General features: G+C 59.7%; 15 protein-coding genes. 11 read left to right on the forward strand and 4 right to left on the reverse strand.

What is annotated here, in order from left to right; all coding sequences use genetic code 11:
- Window positions 1-152 precede the first annotated feature (152 nt).
- Window positions 153-740 (forward strand): hypothetical protein, encoded by a 588-nt coding sequence (locus Pan181_RS03175; RefSeq protein ID WP_145245451.1) that lies wholly within the window; start codon window positions 153-155, stop codon window positions 738-740.
- Between the two features lie 216 nt (window positions 741-956).
- Complete coding sequence (gene glnE / locus Pan181_RS03180; protein WP_145245452.1) at window positions 957-4,130, forward strand: bifunctional [glutamate--ammonia ligase]-adenylyl-L-tyrosine phosphorylase/[glutamate--ammonia-ligase] adenylyltransferase; 3,174 nt, start codon at window positions 957-959, stop codon at window positions 4,128-4,130.
- Window positions 4,131-4,299: 169 nt separating this feature from the next.
- Here glnE and Pan181_RS03185 read toward each other — a convergent pair whose 3' ends face one another.
- On the reverse strand, window positions 4,300-4,998 hold the full coding sequence (locus Pan181_RS03185; protein WP_197528867.1) for a hypothetical protein: 699 nt from the start codon (window positions 4,996-4,998) through the stop codon (window positions 4,300-4,302).
- Between the two features lie 466 nt (window positions 4,999-5,464).
- Between Pan181_RS03185 and Pan181_RS03190 the strand changes: the two genes are divergently transcribed.
- The 3 genes from Pan181_RS03190 to Pan181_RS03200 all read left to right on the forward strand — a co-directional run bounded on the left by Pan181_RS03190 (window position 5,465) and on the right by Pan181_RS03200 (window position 7,164).
- Window positions 5,465-5,728: a hypothetical protein gene (locus Pan181_RS03190; protein WP_145245453.1), complete on the forward strand. Its 264-nt coding sequence runs from the start codon at window positions 5,465-5,467 to the stop codon at window positions 5,726-5,728.
- 84 nt (window positions 5,729-5,812) lie between these two features.
- Window positions 5,813-6,607, forward strand: a complete 795-nt coding sequence (locus Pan181_RS03195) for a thymidylate synthase (protein WP_145245454.1) — start codon at window positions 5,813-5,815, stop codon at window positions 6,605-6,607.
- A gap of 5 nt (window positions 6,608-6,612) precedes the next feature.
- On the forward strand, window positions 6,613-7,164 hold the full coding sequence (locus Pan181_RS03200; protein ID WP_145245455.1) for a dihydrofolate reductase: 552 nt from the start codon (window positions 6,613-6,615) through the stop codon (window positions 7,162-7,164).
- On the opposite strand, the gene Pan181_RS03205 is transcribed toward Pan181_RS03200, so the two are convergent.
- Window positions 7,161-9,047 carry a tetratricopeptide repeat protein gene (locus Pan181_RS03205; protein ID WP_145245456.1) on the reverse strand — a complete coding sequence of 629 codons (1,887 nt, stop codon included), beginning with the start codon at window positions 9,045-9,047 and terminating at the stop codon, window positions 7,161-7,163. The two genes, Pan181_RS03200 and Pan181_RS03205, sit on opposite strands and share 4 nt — an antisense overlap.
- Before the next feature lie 251 nt (window positions 9,048-9,298).
- Between Pan181_RS03205 and ychF the strand changes: the two genes are divergently transcribed.
- Window positions 9,299-10,390, forward strand: coding sequence for a redox-regulated ATPase YchF (gene ychF, locus Pan181_RS03210; protein WP_145245457.1), 1,092 nt, complete (start codon window positions 9,299-9,301; stop codon window positions 10,388-10,390).
- Window positions 10,391-10,483: 93 nt separating this feature from the next.
- A complete protein-coding gene (locus Pan181_RS03215) occupies window positions 10,484-11,044 on the forward strand; it encodes a cob(I)yrinic acid a,c-diamide adenosyltransferase (protein ID WP_145245458.1) in 561 nt (186 codons plus the stop codon).
- A gap of 32 nt (window positions 11,045-11,076) precedes the next feature.
- Here Pan181_RS03215 and Pan181_RS03220 read toward each other — a convergent pair whose 3' ends face one another.
- Together Pan181_RS03220 and Pan181_RS03225 are read right to left on the reverse strand one after the other, a co-directional pair.
- The gene (locus Pan181_RS03220; protein WP_145245459.1) at window positions 11,077-11,754 is read right to left on the reverse strand and encodes a hypothetical protein; all 678 of its coding nucleotides are present in this window, start codon (window positions 11,752-11,754) and stop codon (window positions 11,077-11,079) included.
- A 163-nt stretch (window positions 11,755-11,917) separates the two neighbouring features.
- Complete coding sequence (locus Pan181_RS03225) at window positions 11,918-12,400, reverse strand: DUF4265 domain-containing protein (RefSeq protein ID WP_145245460.1); 483 nt, start codon at window positions 12,398-12,400, stop codon at window positions 11,918-11,920.
- 931 nt (window positions 12,401-13,331) lie between these two features.
- Here Pan181_RS03225 and Pan181_RS03230 point away from each other — a divergent pair.
- From Pan181_RS03230 to Pan181_RS03245, 4 genes are all read left to right on the forward strand, one after another.
- On the forward strand, window positions 13,332-14,540 hold the full coding sequence (locus Pan181_RS03230; RefSeq protein WP_145245461.1) for a hypothetical protein: 1,209 nt from the start codon (window positions 13,332-13,334) through the stop codon (window positions 14,538-14,540).
- Between the two features lie 149 nt (window positions 14,541-14,689).
- Window positions 14,690-15,607, forward strand: coding sequence for a rhomboid family intramembrane serine protease (locus Pan181_RS03235; protein WP_145245462.1), 918 nt, complete (start codon window positions 14,690-14,692; stop codon window positions 15,605-15,607).
- 35 nt (window positions 15,608-15,642) lie between these two features.
- Window positions 15,643-16,647 carry a formylglycine-generating enzyme family protein gene (locus Pan181_RS03240; protein ID WP_197528868.1) on the forward strand — a complete coding sequence of 335 codons (1,005 nt, stop codon included), beginning with the start codon at window positions 15,643-15,645 and terminating at the stop codon, window positions 16,645-16,647.
- An 80-nt stretch (window positions 16,648-16,727) separates the two neighbouring features.
- Window positions 16,728-17,651, forward strand: coding sequence for a TIGR01777 family oxidoreductase (locus Pan181_RS03245; RefSeq protein ID WP_145245464.1), 924 nt, complete (start codon window positions 16,728-16,730; stop codon window positions 17,649-17,651).
- The last annotated feature ends 50 nt before the right edge of the window (window positions 17,652-17,701 follow it).

The following is a 17,701-nucleotide window of genomic DNA, read 5'->3' on the forward strand; positions in this document are numbered from 1 at the left end:
GACCGAAAAAATGCTTGACGTAGCCGCTCGGGCTATTCCACGCCTCGCGAACCACGCTCGGCTAGCTAAAGTTCGCCAGCCCGCTCGGTCGATGCTGACAACACCGGTGCATCCGTACCGGGCGGTTCGTCGCGCGCTTGGGGGGAAGAGCGATGCAAGCTCAAAGGCTGTGGTTCGTTGCAATCTTGGTATGCCTGGCAGCGGTCGCCGATGCGCAGTCGCTGGAGATGCTCCAGTCCGAGGTGGTTTCGCCGATGGCGGCCGAGGCGGTGGAAAAGCCAGCAGCGAGCCGGGCAATTTATGGCAAGCCGATCGGCACGCTCGGCATCGATATCTCGTTGCCTGACGGAGAATTGCCACCCGACGAAGCTGCTGCCTTAGAAAACAATCTTGTGCTGGTCGGCAACGTTCCGCGGCCCTGGCCGACCCAGGTTTACCGCTGGCAGGCCGCGGCGACGCGTCATAATCCGCTGTATTTCGAGGAAATCAACGCCGAGCGGTACGGCTACGGTTGCCATTGGACCTTGCAGCCAGCGGTGTCGACCGCCCACTTCTTTGGCACGCTTCCCGCGTTGCCCTATTTAATGGCAGCTAACTGTCCAGGCGAGTGCCAGTACACGCTCGGGCACTATCGCCCTGGTAGCTGTGCCCCCCGCCGGCGGCACTGGTGGCCGTGCGATCCCTGGGGAGCCGCCAGCGAGGCCGGCAACCTGGCTTGGATGATCCTTGTGCTTCCCTAGTGAATTCGGGGAGCGTTGGTGTTACACTCCGGAGCTTGCTGACATCCGACAGCAGGTCTAGAGCCCCGTAGACGTGCGGCAAACACTTGGGTATTTAAATAATTAGCCTGCGAAATACATTACCTGAATAGTGACTTTCCCCAGTCAGCTGGTTACAATACATCCTTCGAGAGAGAGTGGACCTCCAGGCGGTCGCCTCTATTTTGCGACCTGGTTATGAAGATCGAATTGCTCCGGCAATACCTGGACGAGCCCACGATGGCCAAGCCGTGGCTCGACGAGGCTTTGCGGCTACGCCAAACAAACACCGGCCACGGCAATTTGCGCCGCATGGCCGAGTCTGGCGTTACGCTCGATCTGCTTGCTGACCTCTGCCAGCAATTTTCCGACGTGGCTCCCAATCTGGCCGACGCCGACATGGCGTGGAACAACCTCGAGCGGTTCATCGTCGCTTCCCGCAATCCGATGGCCACCTGTGCGTTGTTCGAACGCGACCGCGAGGCGTTGCCGCGATTGCTTACGATGTTCAGCACCAGCCAGTACTTGAGCGATTTGCTGATCGTCGATAGCGGTGCGTACGACCTGCTACGCATGACCGAGGGACAGCCGGTCGCCCGCGAGGTGCTGGTCGAAGAGCTGGTCGGCGAGATCCTCTCCGTCGAGCAACCCACGGAAGCCATGCGTATTCTGCGGACGTTCAAACGCCGCGAGACACTTCGAATCGCCTATGGCGACATTGTTCGCGAACAACCGATTCCGACCATCGCCCGCCAGATTTCGTTCGTGGCCGACGCCGCGGTGGAAGCCGCCCAGCGATTCGCCCGCCGGGCGCTTGAGGAGCGGATGGGGGTGCCGATGTTCCAAGGCCGCCCGGCCGGGTTCGTGGTGCTCGCCCTCGGCAAGCTTGGCGGCCTTGAGCTGAATTACTCGAGCGACATCGACCTGATCCTTATTAGCGAAGGGGATGGCAACACCGACGGGCGTCGCCAAGTGACCAACCAGGAGTTCTTCGAACGCCTGACCCGCGACATGGTGAAACTGCTCACCGAACCAACCGACCTCGGCACCACCTATCGTGTCGACCTGCGGCTGCGGCCCGAAGGCTCGCGCGGCACCGCCTGCATCACGTACGATCGCGCCCGGGCGTACTACGATATTAAAGGACGCACCTGGGAACGGCAGGCCATGATCAAGGCCCGCCCGATCGCTGGCGACATCGAGCTCGGCAAGCGTTTGCTTTCGGAACTCGAGCCCTGGATCTACCATCGCTACCTGAGTTTGGCCGACATCACTGGCATCAAAACCCTGAAGCGGCAGATCGAAACTCGTACGCGTCAGCATGGCACGCACGAAATTGATGTTAAAACCGGCGTCGGCGGTATCCGCGACATCGAGTTTGCCATTCAGTTCCTGCAAATGCTCAACGGCGGCACCTTGCCCGAAGTCCGCACCGGCAACACCCTCGAAGGCATTGCCAATCTCGAGGAAGCGAAGTGCCTGCGAATTCAGGAACGCACGCTGCTCGAAGAGAACTACTGCTTGCTGCGAAAGCTCGAACACCGCCTGCAGATTCTTTACGATCTGCAAACGCACACGCTGCCGGAGAATCCCGACGAACTACGGAAGCTGGCCATTCGCATGGGCTATCGCCCGTCGCTCGAGCGGTCGGCCTTGGCCGCGTTCGAGGAGGACTTCCGCGAGCGCAAAGAGATCAACCGTAAGATCCTGAACCATTTGCTGCACGACGCCTTTGGCGAAGATGCTCATCTGGAGCCTGAGATCGACCTGGTGAATAATCCGGCCCCGCTGCCGGAGGAGATCGACGCGGTGCTCGGCAAGTACAAGTTCCAGGATACGCAGGGGGCTTATCGCAACCTGATGGCCCTGGCGACCGAGAAGATTCGCTTCCTGTCGACACGTCGGTGCCGGCACTTCCTGGCGTCGATCGCCCCGAAGTTGCTGCAAGCGATTGCCGCCACGCCCGATCCCGACGCAACACTCGTGAACCTTAGCCAGGTAAGCGACTCGCTCGGCGGTAAAGCGGCCCTGTGGGAGCTGTTTCGCTCGAACCGACCGTCGCTCGACCTGTACGTGAAACTCTGTGCGGCCTGCCCGTACCTGTCGAGTATCCTCACGTCGAATCCTGGTATGATCGACGAGCTGATGGATAGCTTGCTGGTCGATAGTTTGCCCACGCCCGAGATGCTGGAAGCCACGCTGGCCGAGCTGACTCGCGGGGCGGAAGACGTCGACCCGATCCTGCACAGCTTCAAGCACGCTCAGCATTTGCGAGTCGGTGTTCGCGACATCTTGAACAAAGATCACGTCGAGAACACCCAAGCCGCTTTGTCCGATGTCGCGGAAGTCTGCCTGCGTAACATTGCCGACCGCGAAGCCGAAAAGCTTTGTAGCAAGTTCGGCACCCCGACCATTCCGTCGTTTGCCAACGACACCGAGGTATCCGACGAACTTCGCGAGCGGTTTGCCAATCGCGAAGGCGAAGAGTGCGGGCTGGTGATCCTGGCCCTCGGCAAACTCGGCGGCCACGAGCCGAACTACCATAGCGACCTTGACGTGGTCTTTCTGTACGAAGCCGAAGGGCGGACTTTCCACACGGCCCGCTCTGGCGAGAAGATCAGCAGTTCGGCCACCACATCAAACAATCATTACTTCAGCGATCTAGGGCAGCGAATCATCACGCATGCCAGCCGCATCGGACCGTTTGGTCGGCTGTACGAGGTCGACGCCCGGCTGCGACCTACCGGCAAGAGTGGTTCGCTGGCGGTGCCGATCGATGGATTCCTGAAGTACTTCGAGTCGGGTTCGGCCGATCTGTGGGAACGCCAGGCGCTCTGCAAGGCACGCGTCATCTATGGCACGCCGGTCGCTTCGGCCTACGCCATGCGGGCGGTGCATCAGGCTGCTTTTGGCAAGCCATGGACCGCAGAGAATACCGACAAGATTCGCGAGATGCGAAGTCGCATGGAAGAAACCGCGACTCCGCGGAACCTGAAACGGGGCCGCGGCGGTACGGTCGATACCGAGTTCCTCGTGCAGATGCTGCAACTCAAGCACGGCGGCGACGATGCGAGCATTCGCGTGCCTGGCACCTTGCAGGCGTTGACCGCGCTGGAGCAGCAGGGGTACCTGGCAGCCGACGACGCCGAGTTCTTCCGCGAGAGCTATCGCTTCCAGCGAAGCGTCGAAGCCCGGATTCGGTTGATGAACTCCACTGGTCGGCATGAGATCCCGAGCGACGAGCACGACCTGGCCAAGCTGGCTTACCTGCTCGACTACGCGGATTTGAATGCGTTGCAGCAACGTGTTGCGGAGATGTTCGACGCAACTCGCGAGCGATTCGAAAAACTGTTTGCCGCTGAGCGTGGTTAAACTCGCTGACGACCCCATGGGGGGCACCAAACGAAACAAGAAAAGCCGACGCGAGCCCCATGGCCGCGTCGGCTTTTTTGTTGATTACGTTTCGAGCAATTCGGGTGCGAGCCAGGGCAGGGGACGCACGCTACGACGAGCGGGCGACCTGCACGAAGCTCTTGACCGATTACTCACCATCCATGCCGAGTCGCATCTTGAGTTCTTCGAACTCACGCACGTAGCTTTCGTTGCTCGAGTGCACGTGCTCCGCTTCGGTAATGAAGCGAATCTCTTCCCGGCAAGGGAGTTGGTGCTCGTCGAGAATCTCTTCGTACGACGACAGGTTCGCTCCGTAGGCGATTAGCAGTTTGTGCTCGTCGAGTTGGATTTCCTGCGGCACTTTCGGATTCAGCACCGCAATGCCGGTGCAGCCGTCGTTGAGCAGCAGGTCTTCGAAATCCCAGAGCGTACTCTGCAGGATCGGCATGTCGATATGTTCGCGATACAAATCGGTGTGATGCCCCGCGCGATGGCCATGGCTGGTCTCGAGCACCACATCGACCGTGGGGCCGAGTTGCTCGATGAGTTCCATGAAAATATCCATCAGGTACTCACGCGACGCTGCCGCCATGAGTACTGGTACATCGGTACGATTTTCTTCGTCCCGATACACATCGTGCCGATACCCAGCGGTCGGAACCACTTCCAGATTAAAGGAAGGGCGCACAGCACCGGTAAGCAGGAAGTCGCCGTAGCGATCGACTTGCAGGTGGGCTTCCAGATCTCTCTCGCTGATCTGCTCGAAGCTACTGGTTGGCGGCACCGAAACGGCAGCCGGACGTTCGTCGGCGAAAACGTCGTCGAAAAAACTCTTTAAAAAACCCATCGCATTTCTCGCAAACGAACGGTGTTGGCTTGAAATAAAAACGTGTGTACCGAGACCTTTGTCCCGGCGACCTAAAGGGAGGAATGGGACGGTTGTACGGATTTTGGCAGTCGCTAAGCGATTGCCGACATACAGCATCTTCTTCTCTGTCGATAAACCCTAGTTCACCCGCACGGTTGATGCAGCGACGAACGCCTGTTGGCCCTCTATTCCTGAGATCCTCGAGTGGCAAATTCAGTACGATCCGACCTTCGATTCGAAAGCACGGTTTTTGTTGCACTGGCACTGCTATCAATTGTGGGGAACCGATGCCAGGCAGCATGCAATTCGGGACATCAGAAAATAAGCACTTTCGAAAACAGCACTTACTAGCAGGCAATTCAACCGGCTGGGCGATCGGCTACTTGGCCGGTAAAATCGGACGACTGTGACCTGATTATTTTGTTCAGCAAGGAACTCTCCGGCGATGGCCAAAGAATATTCGAAATACCAACAGAACATCATCAAGCGGTACTACGACAATCGCGATGCGGTTTCGCTGCAGCGGTTAAGCGAGCTGGTGACCGAACTCTATCTGGCCGAAGGCAAAGCCCGCGAACGGCAATGGAAGTACATTGTTGCCGCGTTGGAGAAGCTCGAAATCAAGCCCGACCGTATCGCGCACCTCCGCGAGCAGGACGATCCGCAGCTTCTCGCGAAGCTGGTAGAAGAGTTGATGGCCCAGAAGTAGGCCAGCTCGCGGTACGGATTGCAGCTGTGTTATGCTGTTTGTTTCTTGCTCCTTTTGTGCTCCCTTTGCTACGCGTCGCCTGTCATGCAACAGTATCTCGATCTGCTCCACCGCGTTTTGGAAACCGGCACCGCGAAGAGCGACCGCACCGGCACTGGCACTCGCAGCGTGTTTGGGCATCAGATGCGGTTCGACCTGGCGGAAGGTTTTCCCTTGGTCACCACCAAGAAGCTGCACACTCGGTCGATCATTCATGAGCTGCTGTGGTTCATCGCTGGCGATACCAACGTGCAGTACCTGCGGGATAACAAGGTGACCATCTGGGACGAGTGGGCCGACGACCAGGGCAACTTGGGACCGGTCTACGGCAAGCAATGGCGGAGCTGGCAATGTTGCGACGGGCGGGTGATCGACCAGCTGACCGACGTCGTGGAGCAAATTCGCACGAATCCCGATTCCCGGCGGTTGATCGTCACCGCCTGGAACCCCGGCGAGCTGGAACACATGGCGCTACCACCTTGCCATCTGTTGTTTCAGTTCTACGTGGCCGACAACCGCTTGTCGTGTCAGCTTTACCAGCGGAGTGCCGACGTGTTTCTCGGCGTGCCGTTCAACATTGCGTCGTACGCGCTGCTGTTGTTGATGGTGGCTCAAGTCACCGGGCTCGAAGCGGGTGAGTTCGTGCACGCGCTCGGCGACGCCCACTTGTACGATAACCACTTGGAGCAAGCCCAAAAGCAACTGTCGCGGGAGCCGCGCGAGTTGCCGACCATGGAGCTCGAACCGAGTGTCAATTCATTGTTCGACTTTAAGTACGAGCACTTCCAACTCACGGGCTACGACCCGCATCCTCACATTGCTGCCCCCGTGGCGGTTTGATTCAGATGGGCGATTCCGATTCCACCCACTCCGAGACTCAGCTCTCAATCGTGGTTGCGGTGGCCGAAAACGGAGTAATTGGCAACCAGGGCGAGCTGCCTTGGCGGCTTTCAGGCGATTTGCAGCGGTTCAAAAAGCTGACCATGGGGCACGCGCTCATCATGGGGCGTAAGACCTACGAGTCGATTGGCCGCCCGCTGCCTGGCCGAGTGACGATTGTGCTGACTCGGCAAAAGGAGTACAAGTCGCCGCACCCACAAGTGCTGGTCGCCCGCACGCTCGACGAAGCCCGCGGGTTGGTCGCCACGACCGAAATGGACCACCACGAAGCGTTCGTCGTCGGCGGGGCGGAGATCTACCGCCTGGCTTTGCCGCACGCCTGGCGGTTGTACTACACCATCGTGCAAGCCAGCCCAACCGGCGATACGCACTTTCCGATGATCGACTTTCGCGCGTGGCAAAAGCTCGAATCGACCAGCTACCCGCGCGACGAAAAGAACGAGCACGCAGTCACCTGGCAAGTATGGCAGCGACTTCCGTATATGACCGCACGCTAGAAGTCGATCGAGCGGCGTGGAGCAGGGGTGCTGCCCGATGGCTTTTCGAGCTCGGTGCGGCGCTCTTCGGCGACGCTCGGCTTCTCGGCTCCTTCGCGCTCGCCGGCGTCTTCTTCCTTGTCCTCACGCCAGGGCTCGCCGCGTTTGTAGCTTTCGAGTTCCTCGGCCAGTTGGGCGTCGTCGTCGGGGTCGCCGATGTTCACGGCCTTTTGCGACCATTCCTTGGCCGCCTCGAAGTCGCCGGTCTCGGCGTAAGCCGCCGCCAGCGTGCTCAGGATGTGCGGCAGCTGGTAGTTGGTCAGCTCGCACGCCTTGGTGGCCAGCTCAATCGCTCGCTTGCCATCGCGTACCGAATCGTTGGGGCTCGTGGCCAAGGTCCAGGCCAGGTTGTTCATGATGCCCGAGTCTTCCGGCTCCAGCTCCAAGGCCTTGTTGTAGTCTTTCACCGCTTCGACATGTTCGCCGATGTTCAGTCGCGAGTCACCTCGGTAGCGGTAGAGCAGCGCTTCTTCCGGGTTGATGACGATCGCCCGGTCGAGGGCCTCGATGGCCTTGCGGGGCATTTCGAGCTTCAGCGCGTACACGGCGATTTGCAGATTCACTTCCATCGAGTCGGGCATGAGCTGCGAGAGGGTCTCGAGTTGCTCCAGCGCCTTGGGGGTGTTGCCCATCTCGTCGTAGATGCGCGCCTTGAGGAAGATCGCAGGAGCGAACGTCGGGCGCAGTTTCACCACGCGCTGGGCGTCGCCGAGGGCTTCCTCGAACTGGCCATTCCGCAAGTAAAGGTCCGCCCGCAACAAGTAGCCCAGCAGATTGTCTTCGTTGCGATCGATCGCCTTGGTCGCTTCGGCAATGCCTTGCTCGGGATTGCCGAGCTTGCCATACAGCTCGCTGCGTTGCAGGTAAGGCATGATGTTCTCGGCGTCGAGTTCCGTCGCGCGATCGAAGCTCTGCAGGGCCTCTTCGCTCTTGCCTTGCTCGGTGAGCACCATGCCGCGGAGCTCGTGGGCTTCGTAGTTGTCGGGGGTCACGTCGATCACTGCGTCGATGTCGGCCAGCGCTTTGTCGAGTTCGTCACCAACCATCAACTGCCTGGCGCGCATCAAGCGGTACTTGCCTTCGGCGGCGTCCATCTCGATGGCCTTGGTCAGATCGGCCAGCTTGTCCTCGTCCTTCTCTTGCGACACCGCCCGATAGGCGTACGCTTCGGCCTTGAGTGTTACCGCGATGTCTTCGGCTTCGATCACTTTGTTGAACGCCGTGGTGGCCGACTGCTGATCGCCGCCCGGCAGCAGGTGCAGCCGCCCGATCAGGATCCACCCTTCGAACTCCGTGGGGTCGAGCTTCACCGCGTTGGCGAGATCCGACAAGGCGATGAATCGCAGTTGCACCCAGCGGGGGTCCTGAGCGGCGTTGGCTACGGGTTGGTCGAGCAGCACGGTCGCCAGACCTTTGCCGCGCTCCATGAGGGTCGAGGCCAGCATCTGTTGGGCGAACTTGGTGCTCTCGTCGTCGAGGCCCTTCTTCAGAGCCGAAGCGAGCAGTTGAATCACTTCGCTAATCTGGCGGCCATCGCCACCGTTGTTCATGGTGAGCTTCAGCTCGGTGGCCTTATCCAGGTCTTCCTGACCTGGCATCGGCTTGGCCTCTTCCGCCGGTGTGGCGTCTTCCTCGGGCGAGGCCTCGTTGTCGGCAGCGTCATCGTTACTAGGGGCTGTTTCCGAATTATTCTCGGGACTTGTTGATTCCGCGGCCGGTGGTTCGACTTGCTGCTCGTCGACTGGTACCGGAGTTTCTGTGGGATCCGCCATCGAGGGGACCGCGCTCAGCAGCCAGGCACTGAGGATGAGAAACGACCAAAACAGGGGGCGGGCAGCAGACATAAGTATCCATTCCTTCTCGGGTTAAGCGATCGAGGGACGCTAGTTCCCATTATTGCCACCGGGCGCGGCGGTGGCTATCCGTGTCGCTGGGGGAAAGTCGAAACGACTGCCCGTTTCCCACGCTCCCGCAGGCCAAATTTCAGGCCAAAACGCAGCCGCTGGCCGGTTTTCCTCCACTGCCGCGTGAGGGCCGGGTTCGATATACTTGAGCGTTTGCTTTCCCGCCCCCCAGTATTGTAGGAACCCCCACTATGGAGGCAGGCATCGTAGGCCTACCGAACGTCGGCAAGAGCACCTTGTTCAACGCGCTGACGTCTGCTGGCATTGCCAGCGAAAACTACCCGTTCTGCACCATCGAGCCGAATGTCGGCGCGGTGCCGGTGCCCGACGGGCGGCTCGACACCATTCAGAAGTATATTAAAACGCAAAAAGTGGTGCCTGCCATCCTCCAACTGGTCGACATCGCCGGCATCGTCCGCGGTGCCAGCGAGGGCGAAGGCCTCGGCAATAAATTCCTGTCGCACATCCGCAATGTCGACGCCATTTTGCACGTGGTTCGCTGCTTCGAAGACGAAGACATCACCCACGTCGATGGCAAGGTCGATCCGATTCGCGACATCGAAACCATCGATACCGAGCTGATGCTGGCCGATCTCGAATCGGTGAACACGCAGATCGAAAAGGCTCGCCGCACCGCCCGTAGCGGCGACAAAGGCGCGAAGCGCCGCGTCGAGTTGCTCGAAATGTGCAAGGCCGTGCTCGACGAAGGCAAGCCGGTGCGGACGATCAAGTGCGACGACCCCAATCAGAAAAAAGAAATCGATGGCTTGCAGCTATTAACGAGCAAGCGGGTGTTGTATGTCGCCAACATCGAAGAGGACGACCTCGAAGGCACCGGCCCCCATGTGCAGCGAGTCCGCGAGCGGGCGCTCGAAGAGGGGGGCGAAGTGGTGCCGGTTTGTGCGCGGCTCGAAGCCGAACTGGCCGAACTCGACGAAGCCGATCGACAGGAAATGCTCGAAAGCGTCGGACTCACCGAACCAGCGCTCGCCGTACTGGCCCGGGCGGCCTACAACCTGTTAGGGCTGCAAAGCTACTTTACCGCAGGCGAAAAGGAAGTTCGCGCGTGGACCATTCCCATCGGTGCCACGGGTCCCCAAGCAGCCGGCGTAATCCACACCGACTTCGAACGGGGGTTCATTCGCGTCGAAGTCTACTCGGTCGACGACCTTGTGCAGTACCAAAGCGAGAAAGCCATTCGCGAGGCTGGCAAGCTTCGCGTCGAAGGCAAAGAATACACCATGCAAGACGGTGACGTCTGCCATTTCCTCTTTAACGTTTAAGAGATTAGCGGCTCTCGGCGACCCTTCGCGGACCACCACCAGCGGGGTCGCCGAAACCTCGAAATGCTGACGGCCGGCAGCCGAAAGCCCCTCATGAAAATCTACACCAAGACCGGCGACACCGGCCAAACCTCGTTGTTTGGCGGCCAGCGCGTGGAGAAGGATCATCCACGCCTGGCCACCTATGGTACGGTCGACGAACTCAACGCCCACCTCGGCCTCGCCCGTGCGGCCCTGGCAACCAACCCGGCCAGTTTTTCGGCCATCGACAACTCCGTCGCCCGGGTGCAGAACGAGCTGTTCGACCTGGGAGCCGAACTGGCCACCCCGACGTCGAATCCGCGGACCATGCTCATCCAGGCGGCCACGATCACCGCGCTCGAAGACGACATCGACCACTTCGAGCAAGCGTTGCCCCCGCTCAAGGCGTTCATCCTGCCGGCCGGCACCGAAGCCTCGTGCCGCCTGCACATTGCGCGGTGTGTCTGCCGCCGAGCCGAACGCGAACTCGCCCAACTCATGCGCGACGAATCGATCCGCGGCGAACTGATTGCCTACCTCAACCGCCTTAGCGATCTGCTGTTCGTCCTCGCCCGCGCGGCCAATCACCAAGCCGGCGTCGGCGACGTGGAGTGGCAGAAATCACCAGGGTAGGGCACTCCCAGGGTACTCCGACCGCTCGCGACTCAGTCTCCGCGGGACGAAGACACTGCCCTGCGCGATAAAACTCTACGGCGAGCGATCCAGAACACGAGCACCAGCGCGGGGAGCCAGGCCAGCACGAAGAGGGTGCTGCGGATGGGATCGCGATACTGTTTTACTTGCCCTGTCGCTGCATCGAACGTGATCGTCTCGCCGACGTTCGTGCGAATCGAAAACTCCTGGTATTGGTAGTCGTACTCGGTACTTGTCACTCGAATCGTATGGTCTTCGGCGAGCACCTGCTTCAACCAAAGATGTGGGGCAATGTCGTCGTAGTAGACCGTGTGGTACTCGCCCGACGACGACAAGAACGTGGCAATCTCGCGGTAACACCCCGGCCACTCGAGTTTGGTGAAGTCCCCCGGCAAGACTACCGACGCCCGATCGTCGGCGACATACGCCGGGTGATCCAACCAGAGCGCGGGAAACGCCCACAGTAAGGTGGGGGAGTCGCCGCTGGTGTAGAGTCCACTCTGCGGGTACTTCTCGCGGATTGCCCGACACAAAGTCGGCTCGACGTTGATGGAGTCCTGGTCCCGCAGTTCCTCCTCTAGCGAAACGGGAGGAATATGAACCACCACGCAATCCACATTCTCCGCTTGCTCGATCCACGTGCCAGGGGCTATCAAGATTCCCGCCAGAGAGACGGGTGGAGTTGCCAATAGGATTGGCAAGATAGCAAGCAGACGTAGGCGAATTGCGATAAGCATTGGGGCTGCAAAGCAGTTAACTAGGAAAAAACGTCGCCATGACAAATTGATTCCGATGCAAACAAGATTCGTCTCGGCGCTGCTATTTCATTCCGCCGAATAGCTGTGGTGATTGTCAGAGCCACCAATTGAGAGGCGTTGTGCCATCGCTGAGTTCATAAACATTGCCATACATCCACTGGGAGTCCGGGAAGTGCGCGGATAATCTGGCCATGGCTTGTTCGATGGATTCAAAACCTACCAAAACAGGAAACGTGAGTATCAATAGGTGGCCATTGGAATGATCCAAGCCTCCATCCACCCATCCTCCAATCGATTTTACCACCGACGCAATGTGGTTGCGGTCACGAGTCGAACATTGCAGCAAGAACATTTGAACGCATACGTTGCCGGCTCGCTTGATTAGGCGATAACCCAGGGGCTCCGAGTCGACAAAGGCAATTTCGTCGCCGCTCGCCACGCCCGGCGCAAAACCGGGAGAAGCCAGCAGGCGGTAATGGTTGTTGTCAACCTTCGCTGCAGGCACTTCCTCATGCACTGGTTTGCCATCTTTAAAGCTGGCGATGATCTTGATCGGAGTGTTTTCTTCTGGTTTCATCGCTACTATTCAGGCCAACCGGATTGGCAATGGGGGGAGGTTCCTGTGGTCACAGCTTACCCGATATTCCAACGTATCGCTCGTGTGCCACGGCTGGCTTGTCCAGCAGTGCTTGGGCTCAATCCACCGTAGCGATTAGCCTCGCGAAACTCGCCGGAGCCCAACCCTTCGCTGGGCGACGATTCCTTTTCAGCGCATGCTTGAGCTGTGGACCGGCCGGATGATTCTTGCCGCTCGGCGGTTTCTCCCGCCGCTTGCTTCTCCGCGGCTCTCCAACTCTGCAGCTCCATGACCACGGCCGGTCGGCCAGTCAGGGGGTGCCAGCCAGAGCAGCAGCCAGCCAAATGGCCAAATATTTTGCTTGATTTGCGGGCGGGATTTGTTCTAATGGTGGATACAAATGTATAGGTTTTTGTCCGTCCCGTTACCTCCTCTTACCAAATCTGCCCAATTCGTTGGCTTCGGTTTCTGCTCGCACTTCGCGGGTGGAACTATTTGCCCCCAACTCAGTTAGTGCCCCAACCCTGGGGGCTTTATTTTTGACTTACGACACATGGCAACGACGCAACTATCGAATACCGAACGAGTTAGACCGATCGCGATCGACGTAAGAATTGCCCCCACGATCGCGTTTTCCGCTTTTGGGGGCAAAACGGTCGGGTACCAAGATCGGGTAACCGAATCGCACTCCGTCAGCCAGCGTGCGATCCGGCTCGGCGGCTGTGGGGGCCGATGCCCGACCGGTCGTAGCGATTGTGCCAGCCAGGGGGCGGTAACTGGTTCGCCAGAGCCAGCTTACGGCAATTTGTGCCCCCACAGTTTGGTTGACCGACAACGGGTGCCCATTTATCATCGAAGGAGGTAGTTTGCCCATTTTTACACGCCGCTCGGTTCGCGGCACCGCTCCACGTCCAGCAAGGTTTTCCCCTCGATGGCTATCGTCTTTCAACTCACGTTGGCACTGTTGCTGCTGGGCTCGTTTGTTGCCTGTTACTTTTGCTCGAAGGTCTGGCACTGGTCGCAAGTGCTGCTGGCCGAAACCGTGTTTCTGCTGGGCCTGGCCTTTCTGATCCTCGCTGGCGAAGTGTTTCGTATCCAGCAGGTCTACGGCAAAGACAACAAGCAGAACCTCGCCCGCATCGAACAGCTCGAACCGGTGGTCGACGGACTGCAGTTTGGTACCAACAATCTTCGCGTGATCAACAGCCTGGAAGCCGACGAAGTGCCGGTGCGAATGATGGAAGGCTCGAGCGAAGACGAACCTGGTCGCATGCTCAGCGTGCGGGATCTCGATCACGAACTGGGTATGGTCACCCGGGCGCGGGGACGTATGTGGCGTGATGCCAGCATTGCCGGTATCAACAACGGTACCATCGCGCTCACGGTGCCGGCTCCTGATCCTCACGGCATCAAAGCGGGTGCGATTTTATACGTGTTCGAACAAGGCCAGCCCGCTCCGCTCAATCAGCGTGGCCCGAGCTACATCGGCGAGTTCCGCGTTTCCGACGTCGCGGGTCAGCAGGTGCAGTTGCAACCCGCTGGCGAGTTCGACGAACGTTCGGTGCAACGCCTGAGCACGACGCAGTCGCCTTGGATTTTGTACGAGAATATGCCGCTCGATCAGTACCCGGACGGCCAGATGGAGATCCTGACCGACGTATCGGCCGAGCAGCTCAAGCAGTTGATTCCGCCGCAATCGGTGGAAGAGTACCTTCGCCAGGGTGGCCCCACCCAGCCGGGCGACGACGACTGGAACAAGGTGGGCTACGACCAGGAAGGCAACTACGTGCCGCGCGACGCTTGGAACGGTTCCACGCAGTTCAAGTATCGCCGGTCGCTGCGTGACTACAACCTGCTGTTCCAGGAAGCTTCGAAGCGGTACACCCAGATGGAAGCCGACTTCAACGCGTTGACCGCGGACAACAAAAAGCTGGAAACCGCGTTGGCCAGCGCCAAGAAGGTGCAAGCGGCTCACGAAGCCGAGCAGCAGAAGCTGCGGACCGATCTGGCCGGCGTAACCCGCGATCGCGAGGCGATCGAAGCCCACCGCTCGCAGGTGGAAACCCAGCTATCGAACGCTCAAGGCCTACTGGAGGAGGCCATTCAGCAAAATACCGAACTCGCCAAATCGATGAACTAGAGTTAAAGGGTAAGGTAGCGGCTACACGTCAGCCAACGCCCCCGCTCGGTGAACGCTCTTTGTCGTTTGATCGCGTTACGATATGGTACCCTGCGGGCGCGGTAGGCGACCGCTGTCTGTGCTAGCATCACTGGAGGATTACGCTCGCCATGGGCCTGAACGAACGCGATTACGGACGCGCCAGCTACGAAGGTAGCTACGGCTACGGGCAGTCCGGCTACACCCTGGGCTCGCCGCAGTCGGTGGTGGTCAAGCTGATCATCATCAATGCGATCGTGTTCGTATTGCAGTTGATTTTCCGCAGCAACGATCCGCGGATTCCGTCGAACTTCGACTCGCTATTCAGTCTGCACGAGCATTGGTATTACGAACCATGGCGGTTCTTTGAATTACTGAGCTACGGATTCCTGCACAGTCCTTGGGACTACTGGCACATTTTCGGCAACATGTTCATGCTCTGGTTCGCAGGTCGAGCCGTGGAGCAAAAAATCGGTGGCCGTGAGTTCCTGGTGTTCTACCTGCTCGGCATCGTGATTGCCGGTACTGCGTGGTGTTTAATTGAGTCGATGGTGCCCGATGGTGGCAATCAGCGGTTTGGGCCGTTAGGGGTGCCGATGCTCGGTGCGTCGGGCGGCGTGACCGCGGTTCTGATGCTGTTTATCTTTTATTACCCGCGGGTGACCATCCTGTTCATGTTCGTGATTCCCATGCCCGCTTGGGTGTTGGGAGTGCTGGTGGTCGGCGGCGACATGTGGGGGGCGATGAGTCGCTCAGGCCACGTGGCTTTTACCGCCCACCTTGGCGGCGCCTTGTTCGCCTACCTGTATTACAACTCGCGGATACGATTGACCGATTACGTGCCGACCAGTTTCAAGATGCCGAGTTTCAAGCGGAAGCCACCGTTGCGGGTGCATCGCCCCGACGACGAGCCGCGAGAAGACGCCCAGGAACGTCGGCTGAACGAGCTGCTCGATAAGGTATCGAAGCACGGGCAGGATAGCCTGAGCAAGCGTGAGTTCAGCGAACTTCAGAAACTGAGCAAGCACTACCAGCAGAAACGGAAGTAAGCGTTCACGAGGAGTCGCGCAGCAAGTAAACGGAGGTGCCTGTGCAGTCGCGAGTGTGGTTGCTGATTTTGATCATCCTGCTGGCTCCGCTGCCATATGGGGCGTGGGTCGGCGTGCGAAGTGCCTATCGCTGGTGGGTGCCGGAGTCGGAGATCAAGACCGAGTGGCAACAAGTCGACGCCGGCCCGCCTCGCGTGCGGGAGCAATCCGGCATGGTCCGCATCGCCGCGGGTCGGACGATCCTCGGTAGTTCGTCGACTGGCAACGTCGACCGCCAGCCCGCCCACGAGGTGTGGCTCGATCCATTCTGGATCGACGCGAAGCTGGTGACGAACGATCAGTTTGCCGAGTTTGTGAAAGCTACCGACTTTAGCACGACTGCCGAGCGGCGCGGCTCGTCGCTGGTGTTCGACTACGACCGCCGAGAGTGGCTCGAAGTGGAAATGGCGTGTTGGAAGTCGCCCGAAGGGCCGCTGAGCACGCTGGCCGACCGGGGCAATTTGCCGGTGGTGCACGTCAGCTGGCACGATGCACTGGCCTACGCCGAGTGGGCGAACAAGCGACTGGTGACCGAAGCCGAGTACGAGCTGGCCGCTCGCGGCGGGTTGATCGACAACCAGTATGCGTGGGGCAACGAGCTATCGAGCGACCAGCCGGAAGCGAATTACTGGCAAGGACGTTTTCCGCATCGCGATTTGGGGCTCGATGGATTCCGCGGCCCTTCGCCGGTGGGGAGCTTTCCGCCGAACCGGTTCGGACTGTACGACATGACCGGCAACGTCTGGTGCTGGTGCGCCGACTGGTACGCGGCCGACTACTATTATTCGAGCCCGCTACACAATCCGCCCGGCCCACCAACCGGCCAGGCCCGCACGCTGCGCGGTGGCTCATGGCTCAGCACCGGCGGAGCAGGGAGCGAACTGGCGGTAACCGCCCGCGGGCACGCCCCCCCGCACCACACCGCCAGCAATGTGGGGTTCCGCTGTGCCGGGGGACCTCCGGCGACAGAAATAGCTGCCAAATCGAAACGGAGACGCTAAACTACCTTCGCCCCGCTAACGCGGGGTAGCGTACCGCAAAGCCCGCCGCGCTCCCCCCCTCGCATCCTCCCGGCTGTTCTATGATCAACTACCCCTCCCAAATCGTAGCGGTTGCCGGTTCCTCTGGTCTGGTTGGTTCAGCACTAACCGCCGCGCTGGAAAAAGATGGGCACACAGTCCGCCGCCTCGTTCGCCGACCGGTGAAGGATCCGAATACAGAGATCTACTGGAAGCCCTCCGCAGGCGAGATCGACGCGGAGAAGCTGAGCGAAGTCGACGCGGTGGTGCACCTCGGTGGGGCAGGGCTGACCGACTCGTGGTGGACCGAAGAGTACAAGCAGAAGATTCGCGACAGTCGAGTGAACAGCACGCGGTTGTTGAGTGAGACCCTCGCAGGGCTAAGTAAAAAACCGCGGGTGCATGTGAATGCTTCGGCCATCGGCTACTACGGTGTGCGAGGCGACGAAGTAATCGACGAGACCTCGCCCGGCGGCAGCGGCTTTCTAGCCGATACCTGCCGCGAGTGGGAAGCAGCGACGCAACCGTCGTGGGAGTCGGGCATTCGCGTTTGCCAGATGCGAATCGGCGTGGTCTTGAGCGCCGACGGAGGAGCCTTGGCGAAGATGCTCACACCCTTCCGCATGGGCGTCGGCGGAGTGCTCGGCAGCGGCAAGCAATACATGAGCTGGGTCGCTCTGCCCGACCTGATCGCGGCCATTCAGTTCGCCTTGGATCACGATCCGCTGCACGGGGCAGTGAACACTACGGCTCCGAATCCGGTGACGAATCGCGAGTTCACCAAGATGCTCGGCACGGTGCTCAACCGCCCCACGGTGGTCCACACCCCCGCGTTCGCGGTGCGACTGATGGCCGGCCGCGAGATGGCCGACGAGATACTACTCGGGGGCGCAAAAATATACCCCCGCCGTTTACAGGCCGAAGGATTTGAGTTCACTTGTGCGAACATCCAAACGGCGCTGGAAACTGTGCTGGGGGTAAATTAGGACCTGCTACAAAAGCGTGGAGCAGGCATGGCGAGCAATGGCAGCCAGCC

This window comes from Aeoliella mucimassa (assembly GCF_007748035.1).
Lineage (GTDB): Bacteria > Planctomycetota > Planctomycetia > Pirellulales > Lacipirellulaceae > Aeoliella > Aeoliella mucimassa.